This is a genomic window from Ralstonia flatus (assembly GCF_958439105.1).
In the GTDB taxonomy this organism is placed as follows: Bacteria; Pseudomonadota; Gammaproteobacteria; order Burkholderiales; family Burkholderiaceae; genus Ralstonia; species Ralstonia flatus.
Map to the genome: position 1 here is coordinate 13385 of NZ_CAUDLI010000013.1, position 16497 is coordinate 29881.

Annotated in this window: 14 protein-coding genes and 2 pseudogenes; 9 read left to right on the forward strand and 7 right to left on the reverse strand. The window is 62.5% G+C overall.

Annotated features, from left to right (window positions below):
* The first annotated feature begins 145 nt into the window (after positions 1–145).
* Positions 146–679, forward strand: a complete 534-nt coding sequence (locus R2676_RS23600) for an Mpo1 family 2-hydroxy fatty acid dioxygenase (RefSeq protein ID WP_206274341.1) — start codon at positions 146–148, stop codon at positions 677–679.
* 28 nt (positions 680–707) lie between these two features.
* On the opposite strand, the gene R2676_RS23605 is transcribed toward R2676_RS23600, so the two are convergent.
* Together R2676_RS23605 and fdxA are read right to left on the reverse strand one after the other, a co-directional pair.
* Positions 708–1529: a crotonase/enoyl-CoA hydratase family protein gene (locus R2676_RS23605; RefSeq protein WP_206274342.1), complete on the reverse strand. Its 822-nt coding sequence runs from the start codon at positions 1527–1529 to the stop codon at positions 708–710.
* 32 nt (positions 1530–1561) lie between these two features.
* Positions 1562–1900, reverse strand: a complete 339-nt coding sequence (gene fdxA, locus R2676_RS23610; RefSeq protein WP_206274343.1) for a ferredoxin FdxA — start codon at positions 1898–1900, stop codon at positions 1562–1564.
* 335 nt (positions 1901–2235) lie between these two features.
* On the opposite strand from fdxA, the gene dapF reads away from it, so the two are divergent.
* The 4 genes from dapF (at position 2236) to R2676_RS23630 (ending at position 6405) form a co-directional block, all read left to right on the forward strand.
* Positions 2236–3036 (forward strand): diaminopimelate epimerase, encoded by an 801-nt coding sequence (gene dapF / locus R2676_RS23615; protein WP_206274344.1) that lies wholly within the window; start codon positions 2236–2238, stop codon positions 3034–3036.
* A gap of 149 nt (positions 3037–3185) precedes the next feature.
* Positions 3186–3653: a RidA family protein gene (locus tag R2676_RS23620; RefSeq protein WP_206274345.1), complete on the forward strand. Its 468-nt coding sequence runs from the start codon at positions 3186–3188 to the stop codon at positions 3651–3653.
* Between the two features lie 241 nt (positions 3654–3894).
* Positions 3895–5049 carry a serine hydrolase domain-containing protein gene (locus R2676_RS23625; RefSeq protein WP_206274346.1) on the forward strand — a complete coding sequence of 385 codons (1155 nt, stop codon included), beginning with the start codon at positions 3895–3897 and terminating at the stop codon, positions 5047–5049.
* A 366-nt stretch (positions 5050–5415) separates the two neighbouring features.
* Positions 5416–6405, forward strand: coding sequence for an alpha/beta hydrolase (locus R2676_RS23630; protein WP_206274347.1), 990 nt, complete (start codon positions 5416–5418; stop codon positions 6403–6405).
* Here R2676_RS23630 and R2676_RS23635 read toward each other — a convergent pair.
* Both R2676_RS23635 and R2676_RS23640 read right to left on the reverse strand, forming a co-directional pair.
* A pseudogene (locus R2676_RS23635) lies at positions 6330–6788 on the reverse strand (type II toxin-antitoxin system HicB family antitoxin); the annotation flags it as partial. The gene R2676_RS23630 and the pseudogene R2676_RS23635 sit on opposite strands and share 76 nt — an antisense overlap.
* A gap of 103 nt (positions 6789–6891) precedes the next feature.
* Positions 6892–7026: a type II toxin-antitoxin system HicA family toxin gene (locus R2676_RS23640; RefSeq protein WP_206274348.1), complete on the reverse strand. Its 135-nt coding sequence runs from the start codon at positions 7024–7026 to the stop codon at positions 6892–6894.
* Between the two features lie 163 nt (positions 7027–7189).
* Here R2676_RS23640 and R2676_RS23645 point away from each other — a divergent pair.
* Positions 7190–7835, forward strand: a pseudogene (locus R2676_RS23645) (RraA family protein).
* A 255-nt stretch (positions 7836–8090) separates the two neighbouring features.
* Here R2676_RS23645 and R2676_RS23650 read toward each other — a convergent pair.
* Positions 8091–8567 carry a GtrA family protein gene (locus R2676_RS23650; RefSeq protein WP_206274349.1) on the reverse strand — a complete coding sequence of 159 codons (477 nt, stop codon included), beginning with the start codon at positions 8565–8567 and terminating at the stop codon, positions 8091–8093.
* Positions 8568–8856: 289 nt separating this feature from the next.
* Positions 8857–9411, reverse strand: coding sequence for an isochorismatase family protein (locus R2676_RS23655; RefSeq protein ID WP_206274350.1), 555 nt, complete (start codon positions 9409–9411; stop codon positions 8857–8859).
* A gap of 217 nt (positions 9412–9628) precedes the next feature.
* On the opposite strand from R2676_RS23655, the gene acnB reads away from it, so the two are divergent.
* Positions 9629–12214: a bifunctional aconitate hydratase 2/2-methylisocitrate dehydratase gene (gene acnB, locus R2676_RS23660; protein WP_102067722.1), complete on the forward strand. Its 2586-nt coding sequence runs from the start codon at positions 9629–9631 to the stop codon at positions 12212–12214.
* A 167-nt stretch (positions 12215–12381) separates the two neighbouring features.
* On the opposite strand, the gene R2676_RS23665 is transcribed toward acnB, so the two are convergent.
* Positions 12382–14085, reverse strand: coding sequence for a M30 family zinc metallopeptidase (locus tag R2676_RS23665; protein ID WP_206274351.1), 1704 nt, complete (start codon positions 14083–14085; stop codon positions 12382–12384).
* 323 nt (positions 14086–14408) lie between these two features.
* Here R2676_RS23665 and R2676_RS23670 point away from each other — a divergent pair, with 323 nt between their 5' ends.
* The gene (locus R2676_RS23670; protein WP_206274352.1) at positions 14409–15275 is read left to right on the forward strand and encodes a LysR family transcriptional regulator; all 867 of its coding nucleotides are present in this window, start codon (positions 14409–14411) and stop codon (positions 15273–15275) included.
* A gap of 111 nt (positions 15276–15386) precedes the next feature.
* Entirely contained in the window at positions 15387–16496 is a 1110-nt protein-coding gene (locus tag R2676_RS23675; RefSeq protein WP_316857621.1) for a putative 2-aminoethylphosphonate ABC transporter ATP-binding protein, read from the forward strand.
* Position 16497 lies beyond the last annotated feature (1 nt).

Here is a 16497-nt window from a genome sequence, read left to right on the forward strand (position 1 = left end):
GGGGCGGCTGAAGGGCGCTTCGGAAACGTCGAATGTGTCGGCTACGCGACAGAGCGGCGTGCCGTTCACTGACTAGGATGAAACGATCATAACGAGCGTGCGGCTGGAGCGTCCATGCTGCAAACGCACAAAACCGGAGGCCCCCATGCGCAACCTGTCTGACTATCTTTCCAACTACGCTGCCTACCACCAGGACGGCCGTAATATCGCCACGCACTTTGTCGGCATCCCGGCGATCGTGCTGGCGGTTGCGGTGTTGCTTTCGCGGCCTGTGCTGGCAGACCTGTCTGGCGTGCCCGTGACACCCGCGCTGATCGTGCTGGCACTGACGACGCTGTTCTACCTGCGCTTGGACGCGATGTTCGGCGTGGTGATGTTCGCGTTGATTGCCGCCTGCGTTTGGGTGGGAAACCATGTCGCCGCGCATTCGACGGCGGCCTGGTTGTCAGTGGGCATCGGCCTGTTCGTGATCGGCTGGATCATCCAGTTCGTCGGCCACTATTACGAGGGGCGCAAGCCGGCGTTTGTCGATGACCTCGCCGGTCTGGTGATCGGCCCGCTCTTCCTCGTGGCCGAGACGGCGTTTGCATTGGGTTTGCGCGCGAAGCTGCGTGACGAGGTGGTCAGCCGCTCGCACGCCATGCGCGCCGCCATGGGCGTCAAGCACGCCACCGCCTGAGCTGCCAGCGTCAGGCTATTTCTCATTTCTATTCAGACTTCGCGGCCGGCTGAAAAACCGGTGCGCGATTCTGCATGCCGGCCAGCACCGCCTCGCGCTGATTGGCCGTGCCGATCAGCCGGTCCTGCTCGACCGACTCGGCCAGCAGAATGGCAGCGGTGTCGCCGTCTTCCGCAACGCGCATCAAGCGCTTGCCCGCGCGGATGGCGTCGGGACTCTTCTGGGCAATGTCGCGCGCCGCCGCCAGCGCCGCCGCGCGCGGATCGTCCACCACGTGCGTCGCCAACCCCAGGGCGCAGGCTTCTTCGCCGTGGACGATGCGGCCGCTGTAGATCAGCTCGCGCAGCCGATCCGGACGGACCAGACCGCGCATCAGCGCCATGCCGCCCATGTCGGGCACCAGGCCCCATTTGATTTCCATGATCGAGAGGCGTGTGTCGGCGGTCACGTACCGTACATCGGCGCCCAGCGCGATTTGCAAGCCGCCGCCGTACGCGACACCATGCACCGCAGCCAACACCGGCACCGGCAGATCACGCCACACCGTGCAGGCGTACTGCGGCAGATTGGCCACGCCATGCGTGCGCTTGGCAAGACGGCCAGCGCTGATGTCGGAACCTGCATCGCTGCTGCCCAGGCTCGCCATGCTGCCCATGTCCAACCCCGCGCAGAAGGCACGACCCTCGCCTGACAACACCACGGCACGCAGATCCTGCTCGCTCATCAGGCGTTCCCCGACGGTGACGAGCGCTTCGAACATGGCCGGGTCGATGGCGTTCATTTTCTCGGGGCGGTTGAGCCGGACTTCAGCCACGCCGGCGTCGATGCTGAGCAGGATGCGGTCAGTCATGGAGAGGTGTTCTGTGTGAGGTCAACGTCGAATCAATCGGGAGCAACGACCAATGCATCGCGCTTGTCCTTCACCTGCGCCCAGTGCGCATGATCGGGCAGCGGCGGTTGCACCTTGGTCAGGCGGGGCCAGTCGGCGCGGCGCGAGAGCTGTGCATTCAGCGCGATGAAGTCCCGCTGATCGGCCGGCACCTCGGCTGCCGGATAGATGGCGCCCACCGGGCATTCCGGCACGCAGATCGAGCAATCGATGCATTCATCCGGGTCGATGACTAGGAAATTGGGACCGGCGTGGAAGCAGTCCATGGGGCAGACGGCGACGCAGTCGGTGTATTTGCATTGGATGCAGGATTCGGTGACTACATATGGCATAACTACGCGGGGTGTTCAAAACCTGTTCAAAATTCGTTCAAAATTATGCAGCATCAATCTGAACTCTGACAGGGTTCAGGCCGCGTGAGTTTGCATAGAGGGCGGCCGTTTCGTCGGAGGTGTGACCCAGCAGGGTTTTCGTCGGGTTACCTGAAAGCGACTCTTCAGCACTGTGTCGTGCAAACGGCCGTCGCGCTGCTCGGTCGTGAGGTACATGTGGGCGCCATAAGAGTCACCGTCCCATTCCCACATTCGAACGACCAGGAAACGTCGCCCCTTGGCGCGAGCGTCCGTAGTCGGCGGCGGCCGCTTGACTTGTCCAACATACCAAGATTATGAATGCCCATTTCGTAAAGATGCATGCACATGGCGATGATTTCGTCGTCATCGACATGCGCGGCAAGATCGACCTGATAACGAGCGAGGTCGCCCGTCGGCTCGGGGATCGAAATCGAGGCATCGGGTTTAACCAGCTTGCTGTCATATTGGACTGTGACGACGCAGCGGCGCGCCTGCGGTTCTGGAATCCAAACGGCTCCGTGCTCGATACCTGTGGAAGCGCCACCCGCGGCGTTGCGGACATGCTCATGCGCGAAGCGAATTCATCCACGATCGTGTTGAGAACCAATCGGGGCTTACTGACCTGCACCCGGGAGTCGGAGCAATGTGTATCGGTTGATATGGGGAGGCCGCTGCTCCATTGGCAAGATATTCCTCTCACCGAGGAGGTTGACACGAACGCGTTGTCTCTGCCGGGCAGTCCTACTGCGTGCAGCATGGGCAATCCGCATTGCACGTTCTTCGTGGAAGAGCTGGCATCCGTCGACGTAGCGACAATCGGCCCCAAGATCGAAAACCATCCGCTCTTCGGCAACAAAACGAATGTGCACTTCGTCGAAGTTGTAGACCGCAGTCACATTCGCTTGCGCATCTGGGAGCGCGGAGGCGGTATCCCGCTCGGATCCGGTTCCTGTTCGTGTGGAGCGGTTGTCGGTGGGATCCGACGTGGCCTTTTGGATGACACCGTCGAAGTGCAATGCGACGGTGGCCCCGTCAAAGTCCACTGGGATGGGGTCGGTAGCGTTTTCTTGACGGGTCCCGTCGAAGCGGTCTTCTGCGGAACGGTCGCTGTCTAATTCTCTGCGGCGGTGGCAGACGAAGCTGGCATGCGCGAGCTCTTGTAGGGGCGCTGGATGGGCATCGAATGATGATTCAACAGGAACCGTCGTAACGGGCGTCAGTACTCGAGGTACTCGAAAATTCCACATCCACAAACATCGACATCATGGACTCCAAACTACGTGAATTGGGCATCGTTCTTCCACCCGTTCTCCCGTCACCCGGGACTTTCCTTCCTTACATGATCCGTGGCAACTACCTGTATCTGTCGGGGAAAGGAGCACCGCGCAGGCAGTTGCAACCGGGGCAAGCAGTGCCCAAAGTTGGTAGGGAAGTCAGCACCGAGGAGGCAACTGCGCACGCCCGGGAAATCGGCATCTATCTCCTCGCGTTGATGAAGGATGCACTGGGCAGCCTGGATCGTGTGGAGCAGGTCGTCAAAGTGCTGGGGATGGTCAATGCGGTGGATGACTTTACCGAGCACACCGAAGTCATTAACGGCTGTTCTGATCTGCTGGTGGAAGTGTTCGGCGCACGAGGCCAGCACACTCGGTCTGCTGTGGGGGTCAAGTCATTGCCCAAGGGCTTTGCCGTCGAAATTGAAGCAATGGTGGAGATACGCGACGGTCAGTAGGCGCTGCCCGATGCTGCTTTCCTCGAAGACAAGGGCCGCCGCGAGCTACCAGGCTCACCGCTGTAATTTGTCGTCACATTTGGCTGTTGTGGTGTGGTCAACGGCAAAGCGCTTCGCACGTTTTCGCACACAGATGCACGAGGTCGCTACGGCAACCGCAGTTTCCGTGCGCCTGGAACCTTAGAGTGTTGAACGCGCCCTACCTCCAGTACTTCCACAACGACTGCGGGAGCTCCCCAATATGACGTGTCATCGTGAAACTCGCACGGCGCAGATCGCACTCCGGCTTATGGTGATCGGCGCATGTGCGCTCACATGCGGCGCGCATGCGTGGCAACTGGGTCCCGTCGTCGCCCAGGTCGACGGCGAGCGTCAGCCCACCTTTCCCGCACAGGGCTGGACACACGCTGAACCGACCTCACACGGTTTTTCGCAGGAAGGCATCGATCGTGCCGTCGCGTACGCAAAGCAGGAAGGATCGACGTCCGGCATGATCGTTCACGACGGAGTCGTCCTGGCAGAGTGGGGTGATGTCACAAGAAAATCCAACCTTCATTCGGCGCGAAAGAGCCTGATGAGTGCGCTGATTGGAATCTCGGTGGAACGCGGTCAGATCCATTTGGACGACACGCTGGAGCAGCTTGGCGTTGACGACAACGCGCCCGCGCTTTCTGCCACAGAAAGGCAGGCAACGGTGCGCATGCTGCTGGAGGCACGGTCCGGTGTCTATCACCCGACTGTGTATGAAACGCCAGGGATGCTAGCCCACAAGCCTGAGCGGTATAGCCACCTGCCCGGCACGTTCTGGTACTACAACAACTGGGATTTCAATACAGTCGGCGCGCTCTACGAAAACGCCACAGGGCAGAGCATCTTCAACGCCCTGCAGCAGGAGATCGCTGGGCCGATCGGTATGCAGGACTATTCGCCGTCAGATGGCCGCTACATACGGGACGGTGCGGTAACGAAGTATCCGGCGTATCCGCTGGACATGAGCGCGCGCGACCTTGCGCGTTTTGCATTGCTCTATCTACGCAATGGCAAGTGGCGGGACAAGCAGATCATTCCGAGCGAATGGGTGGCGGAGTCGACGCGCTCATACTCCAACACGGCCACCGGCGGTTACGGATATATGTGGTGGACGAGTGTGCCGGCAAGTGGTCGACGGTCTTCTACGGCGATATTGCTGCGTCCCACGTTTTGGGCCGATGGCTATCTTGGCCAGTACGCCGTCGTTGTGCCATCGCTAGACCTTGTGGTGGTAAGTCTTGTGGATTCCCGCTTGACCTCGAAGCGCATGGGGCAATCAAAAATGGAACGATTGATGTGGCTGACCGAGGCCGCGCAAAACGCCTCGGGCATTGGTCCTGATCCTTTAATGGCAGGCGGTCGCTAATGCCGGCGCGTTGCGGCTGGCATCGAGGCAGCCGTCCTCTTTACTTGAATATGCGGCGTCTAGCTTCAGCCTGCATAGGCGTTTCTGCGTTTGCCTTCTGGATCGTGAATCACCAGAAAGGCAATGATGCGTTAGCACTTCCTGCCGGTGTGCAAGTGAACGGCGCAGCTATAGCTTCCACAGCGTCTCGAAGCGTGTTTTTCGCCCGCTTTGCACCGTGCAGTCCGATCACGTTTGAATGAGAAATGCCGCATGTACCGGTCACTACGCAATCAAATCGTCTTGTCAGTTGCAATAGCTGCACTGGGCGGATCGGTGGAGGCACACGATCTACGGTCCAGTTCGCTCGCTTCAGGCGTCACGAAAATGCCCGAGCGGGAACTTGTTCATACGCCCGTGCCGGTAGTACAAAAGGGGCGGCTGGGTATCGAGACGCAATTAGGCGAGTTTGAAGTACCGATCGCTGTGTCGCGCGACTGGACGAAGCCGCAAGAGGATGTTACCCGTGCAGTCATTGTGATTCACGGGTGGCCGAGGCGTGATCTTCGTTCAGGCGAGCACGCGGCAGAAGAGGCGGGAACCGTGGCACGCACCACGCTCATAGTTACCCCGCAGTTTCTGACGGCAGGAGATGTTGTCGCGCATAACTTACCTAGCAACATTCTCAGGTGGGGCGAAGACGACTGGAAAGTCGGGAAACCGTCAAAGGACGCTGCGGCCACAAGCGCATTTGAAGTTGTGGACGAGATTCTCCACCGGTTGGCGAATCGCTCTATCTTTCCCAATCTCAAAACCATCGTACTGGCTGGGCATTCCGCAGGCGGACAGTTTGTTCAGCGCTATGCAGTGCTGGGAAGAGGCGAAGCTGATGTGCGGGGTGCTCAGGTTCATATCCGATATGTAGTCGCAAATCCCGCGACCTACCTATACCTGACGGACGAGCGCCCCGACTCCAACGGCAATTTTGCGCCCTTCGACTCGCCCTCCTGTCCAACATTCAATCACTGGACCTACGGTCTGCAAGCTGGTGTCCCCAATTACTCGTCACGGGCCCGTTCGGTCGACGAATTGAAGGCTCGTTACCTTCAACGCGACGTCATCTATCTTCTTGGCACCGCAGACAACGCCCTAGACGGGGATGGGCAGGATCGGTCATGCGCGGCAGAGGCACAAGGGGCAACGCGCTATGCTCGTGGACAAGCCTTTGACGCCTACGTGCACCTACTTGATCCTCGTACAACGCACAGAGTTTACCGAGCCCATGGTATCGGGCATTCCAGCTATCTTTTGTTCTCGTCGGTGTGCGGGCAAGCGGCTCTGTTCGACAAGGCGGGTTGCGACTCAGCATCGGAATGATCACATCGGTGAGGCGTAGTTGTCGGCGGCTCAACGTTGGGATGCAAAAAGGGCGACCAACAGGCCAACCAGTCCTGCCCATGCGCCATCAGCTCCATGGCCGCGCGAGCCAGAAGCCCGCTGCGTGTTTCATGCCGTTTCTCGGCAAACCGATTCAGCTTTCTGAGCACGAAGCGGGGGAGTGACACGTTGATGCGCTCCGGGGTGCGGTCAAGCTCCTCGTCGTCGATTTCAACGAACGCCCAGATGGCACCCGCGTACTCGTCTTGCTTGGTCAGGTCTTCAATGGTCGAGCAGGTTACGTCTACGTCTTCGCCGAGCGCTGCCAGTGTCTGCAGATGACCCGCGATGGCCTCCCGCGTGTTGCGGATGGCTTCATCGACGGTATCGCCCCTCGTCTTTGTGAATCGCGATTGGGGAGTGCATGGCTCTTCTTCCTAGGCTGTCACGCGACCGGTTTGGTACCTCTGCGAAAAACCGCCGGCTTCACTTCGGACCGGTGGCTTTCTGAATGCTTCGGACTGTTCCGATTGGCAGGTCTTCCTTCGGGTGTGGCACCGCCACAAGGCCCCGCTTTTTCCGACGTTTGTAGTGATGAGGGCTCTCAGTGATGCGCACCACTGCCGCTCAATGCGTGCTGCAGCGCGTTGTACCCAATAAAACAACAGTTTGCAAAGTACAACGGGTTAACGCTACTGGCATGGCGCCGCCTCACCGCGATAGAGTTGTTTCGTTAGATACACCATTGGTGTACAGAGTAAAACTAATGAAAAGGGGCCAAGCCATGCAAGCCGACACGAATCAACCGATCATCCGCGACATCGACCGCGTACCGCCTCATCTCGTTGAAGCGGCTGCGAAGTCACGGCCGCGTGAAGCCGCTGTCGTCCAAGATGAAGGTGGCGGGGTCGGCGGTTACGGTGGAGGTCCGTCCCGGTGACAACCTGGCGATTCATGCCGCGTTGGCCATCGCCATGCCGGGCGACGTTATCGTCGTGGACGGCAAGGGCGACATGACCTGCGCGCTGCTCGGCGAGATCATGGCGACGCAAGCGAAGGTCAGCGGTATCGCAGGCATCGTGATCGACGCCGCCGTGCGCGATTCGCACGAACTCGCCAACGGCGACTATCCGATTTTCTCGGCCGGTCTGAACCCGTGCGGCCCCACGAAAAGCGTGGCCGGTCGCGTCAACCATCCGATTTCCGCCGGCGGCGCAGCGGTCAATCCCGGCGATCTCGTGGTCGGCGATGCTGATGGCGTCGTCGTGATTCCGCGTGCGGATGTCCCGCGCATCGTCGAACTTGCGCAGAAGAAGCTCGACGCCGAAACGGCGCGCATCGCAGAGATCCATCAGGGCGGCCTGCGACGGGGCGGCCTCGACAAGGACCTGCGCGCGGTGGGCATGCTGGCTGAAGGGGAGGCGCTGTAACGGGCGAGTGCTTGAAAGCGTGTTTTGACGCAGCGTCGACAAACTGCGCTTCTGCCCCCGCCTCCCGTACCGCCGCCAACCCGGCCCGCGATGGGAGCCTCACCGGTCGTGCGGACGACCGGCGACGAGGGTCTACATGCCGGACCCGCTGATGACGGCTATGGATTGCGTCCCGCCAAGGGGCTGCATTGAATGCAGACGCTTTTCATCGTCATCCAATAACGTAACGAGCAACGCTCGGCAGCATCGCCCGAATCATAGTGACAGAGCTTCAAAGTGCTCGAGAGGGTCGCTGAGCGCCGAAATCGGTGAGGAAGGCAGCGTGCTGAGCACCACGTCATCGCGGAAAGTCCAGTACCGGTGCGCCAGGAAGGCGAGCGTAGCAGACAGGGCGGAAGCACACATCTGGGCAACCAAGTAGTACAGCCCTAACCGCAGTGCGACTGCCATGATGGCGGCATTGCATCCGACGGCCATGACTGCCACCACGGCGAAGCGCGTCATGGCGTTCGCGTGGCCGCGGCTGGTCTGAAAAACCGCGCGCCGGCTGATCACGTAGTAGAGCCCTGCACCGAGCGCGTTACTGATGACCGAAGCGCGCCAGGCGGGCACACCGGCATGCACGAGCGCGAACAGGCTGGCGTAGTGCGCCAGCGTCGCACCGCTGCCGAATCCGACATAGCGGACAAACTGCTCCACCATGGCAAAAGGATGCTGCCGAGGGGTGTTCATGCGCGCGCTCCTGTTTCCGGATTCGGTGCTCGCAACTTGCAATTCCCATACCAGTGAAAGGAGACGGCCCGAGACGGCGCCAGCCGTGCAACGACGCTAGGACGGTGCTCGCAAGCGATGCACCATGCACGTTGGCGATGCATCGCGTTGGCTGGAGCGCCCGGTTTCTGTGCATTGATCTCGACCTTGTGCCGCCTCGCGTTCGCACATATTTCGCACGCCCTCACGACAACGAGGCACCTCCAACTCTTGCGCGGCTCGTGCCGTGCGCGTTCTTTACTGGGCGGGGCTAAAGCGCAAAATCGACATCGCCACTCTTGACGATCCCGCCCGAACGGCCGGGCGCCTTCTGGTTGGCCCAGTAAAAGTTGGTGTGTCGTATTACAGCATCCGGTGGGGGTGCACCGTTGCGAGTCTGATCCTCTGTCGTATGCGCATCGCTGACGAGCGTCGCGTCATAGCCGCGCACCAAGGCGCCATGCAGCGTAGACCGAATGCACATGTCCGTCTGGGCGCCTGTCACGATGAGTTTGCCAACGCCGAGGCTCGATAACACCTGCTCCAGGTTGGTGTCCTCGAAGGCGTCGCGATAGCATTTTTCGACAATGATCTCTTCAGGCGCCGGTTTCAGTTCAGCAACGATCTGCCACGCTTGGCTTCCAGCCTTCAGCGATTCATCGGCGTGGCGAACCCAGACGACCGGGACGCGGGCACTGCGCGCCCGCATGATGAGTGTGCTGACGGCGGCGAGTATTTCATCACGTTGATACGCGCCAGCGACGACGTCGTTCTGGAGATCGATCACCAGCAGCGCAGTGTTGGGACGGTTGGCCAACGTAGTCATCGGCAAGGCCCTCGCGAGTAAAACGGCATGTTAGACCCATTGGCGCCTGCGGAGCGGCAAGCCGGGGAGGGCCGGTTCGGAAGCCTGACTCTTATATAAGATATAAGACATTTGACCGTGAAGGGTATTGCGATTAGAATCGCGCCCAAGCGGCGCCCGGAACAGCCTCGGGGTGCCCGAAAAGATTCCCCTGTAACGTCATCTCAGCAGGTCTTCCATGCTTGAAAACTATCGCGCTCACGTGGCCGCTCGCGCCGCGCTCGGTATTCCCCCGTTGCCGCTGACGGCTCAACAGACCGCCGAACTGGTCGAACTGCTGACCAATCCGCCCGCTGGCGAAGAACAGACGCTGGTCGACCTGATCACCCATCGCGTGCCCGCAGGCGTGGATGAAGCCGCTCGCGTGAAGGCCGGCTTCCTGGCCGCCGTGGCCAAGGGCGAGACCGCCTGCGCGCTGATTTCGCGTGCCCACGCCACCGAGCTGCTCGGCACGATGCTCGGCGGCTACAACATCCAGCCGCTGATCGAACTGCTGTCCGACGCCGACGTCGGCGCGACGGCCGCTGAAGCGCTGAAGAAGACGCTGCTGATGTTCGACCAGTTCCATGACGTGAAGGAACTCGCCGACAAGGGCAACGCGAACGCGCGCGCCGTGCTGCAAAGCTGGGCCGACGCCGAATGGTTCACGAGCCGTCCGGAAGTGCCGGAAAGCCTGACCATCACCGTGTTCAAGGTCACGGGCGAAACCAACACCGACGACCTGTCGCCGGCACCGGACGCCACCACCCGCCCGGACATCCCGATGCACGCGCTGGCGATGCTGAAGAACGCACGCCCGGGCATCACGCCGGAAGAAGACGGCAAGCGCGGCCCGGTCAAGTTCATCGAATCGCTGAAGGAAAAAGGCCACCTGGTCGCGTACGTGGGCGACGTGGTCGGCACCGGCTCCTCGCGCAAGTCGGCCACCAACTCGGTGCTGTGGTTCACGGGTGAAGACATCCCGTTCGTTCCGAACAAGCGTTTTGGCGGCGTGTGCCTCGGTGGCAAGATTGCCCCGATCTTCTACAACACGATGGAAGATGCCGGCGCGTTGCCGATCGAACTCGACGTGTCGCAGATGGAAATGGGCGACGTGGTCGAGCTGCGCCCGTACGAAGGCAAGGCGCTGAAGGACGGCAAGGTCATCGCCGAATTCCAGGTCAAGTCCGACGTGCTGTTCGACGAAGTGCGCGCCGGCGGCCGCATTCCGCTGATCATCGGCCGCGGCCTGACCGCCAAGGCGCGTGAAGCGCTGGGCCTCGCACCGTCGACGCTGTTCCGCCTGCCGCACCAGCCGGCCGACAGCGGCAAGGGCTTCTCGCTGGCGCAGAAGATGGTTGGTCGCGCGTGCGGTCTGCCGGAAGGCCAGGGCATCCGTCCGGGCACGTACTGCGAACCGAAGATGACCTCGGTCGGCTCGCAGGACACCACGGGCCCGATGACCCGCGACGAACTGAAGGACCTGGCGTGCCTCGGCTTCTCGGCCGACCTCGTGATGCAGTCGTTCTGCCACACCGCCGCGTATCCGAAGCCGGTGGACGTGAAGACGCACCAGACGCTGCCGAACTTCATCAGCACCCGTGGCGGCATTGCGCTGCGCCCGGGCGACGGCGTGATCCACTCGTGGCTGAACCGCATGCTGCTGCCCGACACCGTCGGCACCGGCGGCGATTCGCACACGCGCTTCCCGATCGGCATCAGCTTCCCCGCAGGCTCGGGCCTGGTCGCCTTCGCGGCCGCCACCGGCACGATGCCGCTGGACATGCCGGAATCGGTGCTGGTCCGCTTCAAGGGCAAGATGCAGCCGGGCGTCACGCTGCGTGACCTCGTCAACGCGATTCCGCTGTACGCGATCAAGCAAGGCATGCTGACGGTTGCCAAGCAGGGCAAGAAGAACATCTTCTCGGGCCGCATTCTCGAAATCGAAGGCCTGCCTGACCTGAAGGTCGAGCAAGCGTTCGAACTGTCGGATGCCTCTGCCGAGCGTTCGGCCGCCGGTTGCACGGTGCACCTGAACAAGGAACCGATCATCGAATACCTGAACAGCAACATCACGCTGCTCAAGTGGATGATCGCGCAGGGCTACCAGGACGCCCGCAGCCTGCAGCGCCGCATCAAGGCGATGGAAGCATGGTTGGCTGATCCGCAACTGCTGCAACCGGATGCCGACGCTGAATACGCTGCCGTCATCGAGATCGACCTGGCCGACATCCACGAGCCGATCGTGGCCTGCCCGAACGACCCGGACGACGTGAAGACGCTGTCCGACGTGGCCGGCGCGACCATCGACGAAGTGTTCATCGGCTCGTGCATGACCAACATCGGTCACTTCCGTGCCGCGTCGAAGCTGCTCGAAGGCAAGCGCGACATCCCGGTCAAGCTGTGGGTGGCGCCGCCGACCAAGATGGACCAGAAGCAGCTGACCGAAGAAGGCCACTACGGCGTGTTCGGCACGGCGGGTGCACGCACCGAAATGCCGGGCTGCTCGCTGTGCATGGGCAACCAGGCACAGGTGCGCGAAGGCGCGACGGTCATGTCGACGTCCACGCGTAACTTCCCGAACCGTCTGGGCAAGAACACGAACGTGTATCTGGGCTCGGCGGAACTGGCGGCGATCTGCTCGCGTCTGGGCAAGATCCCGACCAAGGAAGAGTACATGGCCGACATGGGCGTGCTCACCGCCAACGGCGACAAGATCTACCAGTACATGAACTTCGACCAGATCGAAGACTTCAAGGAAGTCGCCGACACCGTGCAGATGTAAATGCGTTGTCGCAGCTGCGTCGGGTCGTTCCTGACGCGCTGACGTGTGATGTGAAAAAGGCGCCGTGGGTTGAATGCCCACGGCGCCTTTTTCTTTTGGATGCGTCGCTGGATTCCGCTGCTCGGCAGAACCCGAAAGGGGAGCAGGCTCCCAGAGCCTGCGCGCCGTCAGTGGATGATGATCGACACCGTGGAATACGCCGGCACCGTGATCGTCTCGCTGTACGTGCCGGCCTTCGTGCCGCGCGCCACCGGGAACTGGCCGAAGCCTTGCAGCGTGGCCGGCACGGAGGTCGGCATCGTGCGCTGGCTGCTGTAGCTCGGGCCATTCAGCGCCGGGATCGAGAAGCCGCTGTCCGTGCGCGCCGGATACGCGAAGCCCGACGGGCTGCCCGGCACCGGCAGCAGCGCGACCGCCGTGCCCCAGCGGCCCGTTGCATCGCCCAGGCCCGCACCACCGCCGGCCTGGATGGCGTTGTTCAGGACCGCAGTCGAATCCGTCGACGAGAAGTTTTGCAGCAGATTCGTGTAGTACGCAATGCCGTATTGGCGCAGCAGGAAGCCGCCCAGGCTGCCCGAAATCGGATACCCGGGGCACGACGACGACAGCGACGGATCGAACGCCGTCAGCGAGCAGTCGTACGCGCTTTGCAGCCAGGCCGGGAAGCGGCTGTCGCGCACGTTGTTGAAGCTCGGGTCGATCTGGCTGGAGAGCACATCCTCCATCGTCATCGCCGTCATTTCTTCCAGCCACGTGCCGTACATGTACTGCGAGCCGTGCAGCACGCCGCGCTGATAGAAGTTGGCCATGTGCGTGAACTCATGACCGAGCGTCGAGATGACGGTGTTCAACCCGTTGGTGCCGCCCAGGTAGATGGTTTCCGAATCCACGTAGAGCGACAGCGACTGGTTCGACAGCGGCTGCGAGCTGGTGGTGAAGTTGTTGCGCGCCCAGAAGTACCCCACGCGGCCATAGGCCTGGCCATCGGGCTGGATGTTCAGCACCACGATGTCGAGCGCCTGGTTCGGATCGATCAGGCTGGCCGAGCTGGAGTAGCTGCCCCACGGCTGGCCAACCAGCGAAGTGGCCAGCGTATAGACCGACTGCGTGCCCGAAGCAAACTTGGTGATGAGCGTGTTGATGATGCCGTCGCTGATCTTGCTGGAGCCGTATTCGGTGTTTTCCACCCACAGGTTGACGATGCGGCCGTCGGTGGCGGTGGCTTGCTGGCGCAGCGTGGCCGTGCGCACCGTCGCGCTGCCGTCCGGCTGCTGGTGATTCCACGTGCGCTGTGTGCCGACGCTGGCGACAGACTGCGGACGCAGCACCGTATCGTTGGAGGCGCCTTGCGTCTTGAGCGGGCCGGCGCCGGTGGCGTAGCCGTCCAGCGCATGGATGTTGAAATCGGAAAGCTGCCGGTCGAACGCCGCGTTCGCGTCATTGCCTGCCACGTCGGCGGCAGTCTTGGGGATCGGCGTGCCGGTGGTGCTGAGCAGCCCCAGGCCCGAGAGGGAGACGGACGGCATCGGCTGCGCCGCCGCACTCTGGTTGGTGTAGACGAGCGTTACGCTCTGGCCCGTCAGCCCCGCGATCGACACCGGCACCGTGCCGGCCGATCCGCCCGTATTGGTCGCTTGCCACACGCCCACGCCCGAGCCGGCGTAGGTATTGCCCAGCGCGCCGCAGTTCGACCCGCTGCATGCCGGTGCCACGGTGATATTGGCGGATGAGCTTTGCGTCGCCGCCGGGGTGGCCCCCGAACCGCCGCCACCGCCGCCACCGCCACATGCGGCCAGGGCGCCTGCTGCTGCCACCATCATCGCGATGGTCCATTGTTTAGTGCCGCGTACGTTGTTGCTGCTGCGTTCCATCCACTTCTCTCCAAATCCGCAAATACCGAATGCCTGCGCGAGCGCGGCTCGTGACCGCCCAGACGCAACACGCGGACGGATTCTCAAGGCGAAGTGGCGGATTCGATCCGTGGAAATGACGGCTTCACAGCCCTCAATTCCCCCCGATGTGGGGGTACGCAAAGTTTGCGTTGTCGAAAAGGTTGAAAAAGTCGTAGCTGCGGGATGTAGAAGCAGAAAACGGAGGAGGGCGCCCGAAGCCACTTTGGCGGCGGGGCCGTCCGCTAGAATGGGCCGCCCGCTCATTCACAGCGCCGCATAGGCGCTCCATACGTCACCCGCCGATGCTCGTCGCGCAGCTCAAATCGTTCTTCATGGTCGCCCGCCTGGGCAGCATCACGCTGGCCGCCAAGCAGCTTGGCCTGTCGCAGCCGACCGTGACTTCGCAGATCCGCGCCCTGGAAGAGGCCTACGGCGTCGAGCTGTTCTACCGCGGCGGGCGCCGGCTGGCGCTGTCGGACGCGGGCGTGCGGCTCATGCCGCTGGTGGACCAGCTCGTGCGCCAGGAAACCGAGATCGACTTCTTCCTGCGCAACTCCGGCGACATGGGTTCGGGCCACCTGCGCATCGGTGCCACGGCGCCGTATTACGTGCTCGACATCGTGGATCGCTTCTGCAAGAGCCATCCCGGCATCGACGTCAGCATCGAAGCCGGCAACTCGGTGCAGATGCTCGAAGCGCTGCAGGAGTACCGGGTGGACGTGGCGTCGTCGTCGCAGCGTGTGGACGACGCGCGCTTTCTGCGCATTGAACTGGCGCGCGATCCGCTGGTGCTGGTGGTGCATCGCAACCATGCGCTGGCCGACCGGACGAGCGTGCCTGTGAGCGTGCTGTCGCAATGCCGGCTGCTGGTGCGCGAAGTCGGGTCGACCACCCGCGCCATGATGGAAACAATGATGGCCCAGGCAGGCGTCACGCCGGCTTCCACGGTGGAGATCGGCAGCCGCGAATCCATCCGCGAGGCCATCACGCGCAACCTGGGCGTGAGCGTCATCGCCCGCCAGGAAGTACCAAGCCACGCCGATCTGCGTGTGCTGCCGTTCGAAGGCGGCGCGCCGGAGCTGAGCGAATACCTGTACTGCCTGCAGGATCGGCGCGATGCGCGATTGATTGCCGCCTTCCTGAGCGAAGTCCGGCCCGTCGCGTCATAGACCGAACCAAAATCCGGAAATGCGCGCATTGGCGTTTTTGGGGTAACTGCCACAAGGGGTACATGTCGGCTGGCTACAGTGGCGACCGTTTTTGCCACTGTCTGCGCCCCCGTGCCCCTACCTCAGCCTGTTACCAATCCCGCCTCGGGTTCCGCCGCGCCGTTCCTGTCCGTGCGACACGTCTCGCGCCGCTTTGGCGCGTTCACGGCGCTCGATGGTGTATCGCTGGATGTCGCGCAGGGCGAATTCGTCTGCCTGCTGGGCCCCTCGGGCTGCGGCAAGACGACCTTGCTGCGCATCATTGCCGGGCTGGAGGCGCACGACGGCGGCCAGATCGTCGCCGGTGGCCGCGATATTTCCCACCTGCCGCCGCGCGAGCGTGACTACGGCATCGTCTTCCAGTCGTACGCGCTGTTCCCCAACCTGACCGTTGCGCAGAATGTCGGTTACGGGCTGGACACCAGCAACGGCAACCGTGCCCGCATGCAGACGCGTGTCTCGGAGATGCTCGCGCTGGTCGGCCTTGCCGGCAGCGAGGCGAAATATCCGTCGCAGCTGTCGGGCGGCCAGCAGCAGCGCGTGGCACTGGCCCGCGCGCTGGCGCCCGCGCCGTCACTGTTGCTGCTGGACGAGCCGATGTCGGCGCTGGACGCGCAGGTGCGCGAACACTTGCGCATCGAGCTGCGCCGTCTGCAACGCAAGCTGAATGTCACCACGCTGATGGTCACGCACGACCAGGACGAGGCCATGGCGATGGCCGACCGCATCGCGGTCATGTCCAACGGCCGCATCGAGCAGACCGGCTCGCCGGCGGAGATCTATTCGCGGCCCGCGACCGGGTTTGTCGCCGGGTTTGTCGGCCAGGCCAACTGGCTGCCGCTGGAGCGCGCCGAAGACGGCACCCCCACGCTGGCCGGCCAACCGCTGCTGCTCGATCCCGCTTTCGCAGACAGTGCTTCGACGCCAGGCCGGCTCTTCTGCCGCCCCGAGGCCGTCACGCTGCATCCCGACGACGACGCCCCTAACCGCCATCTGGCCCGCGTAGTCGATCAGATCTACCTGGGCAGCCGCACGCGCGTGACGCTGTCGATCGATGGCCTGGCTGATGCACCGCTGGTGGCCGAAGTGGCATCGAGCGCGCTGCAAGCCGGCCGCAGCGGCCTGGGCGACAGCAAGCTGTGGATCGCGCTGGAGCGCGACGGCCTGCGCGTGTATGCCTGAG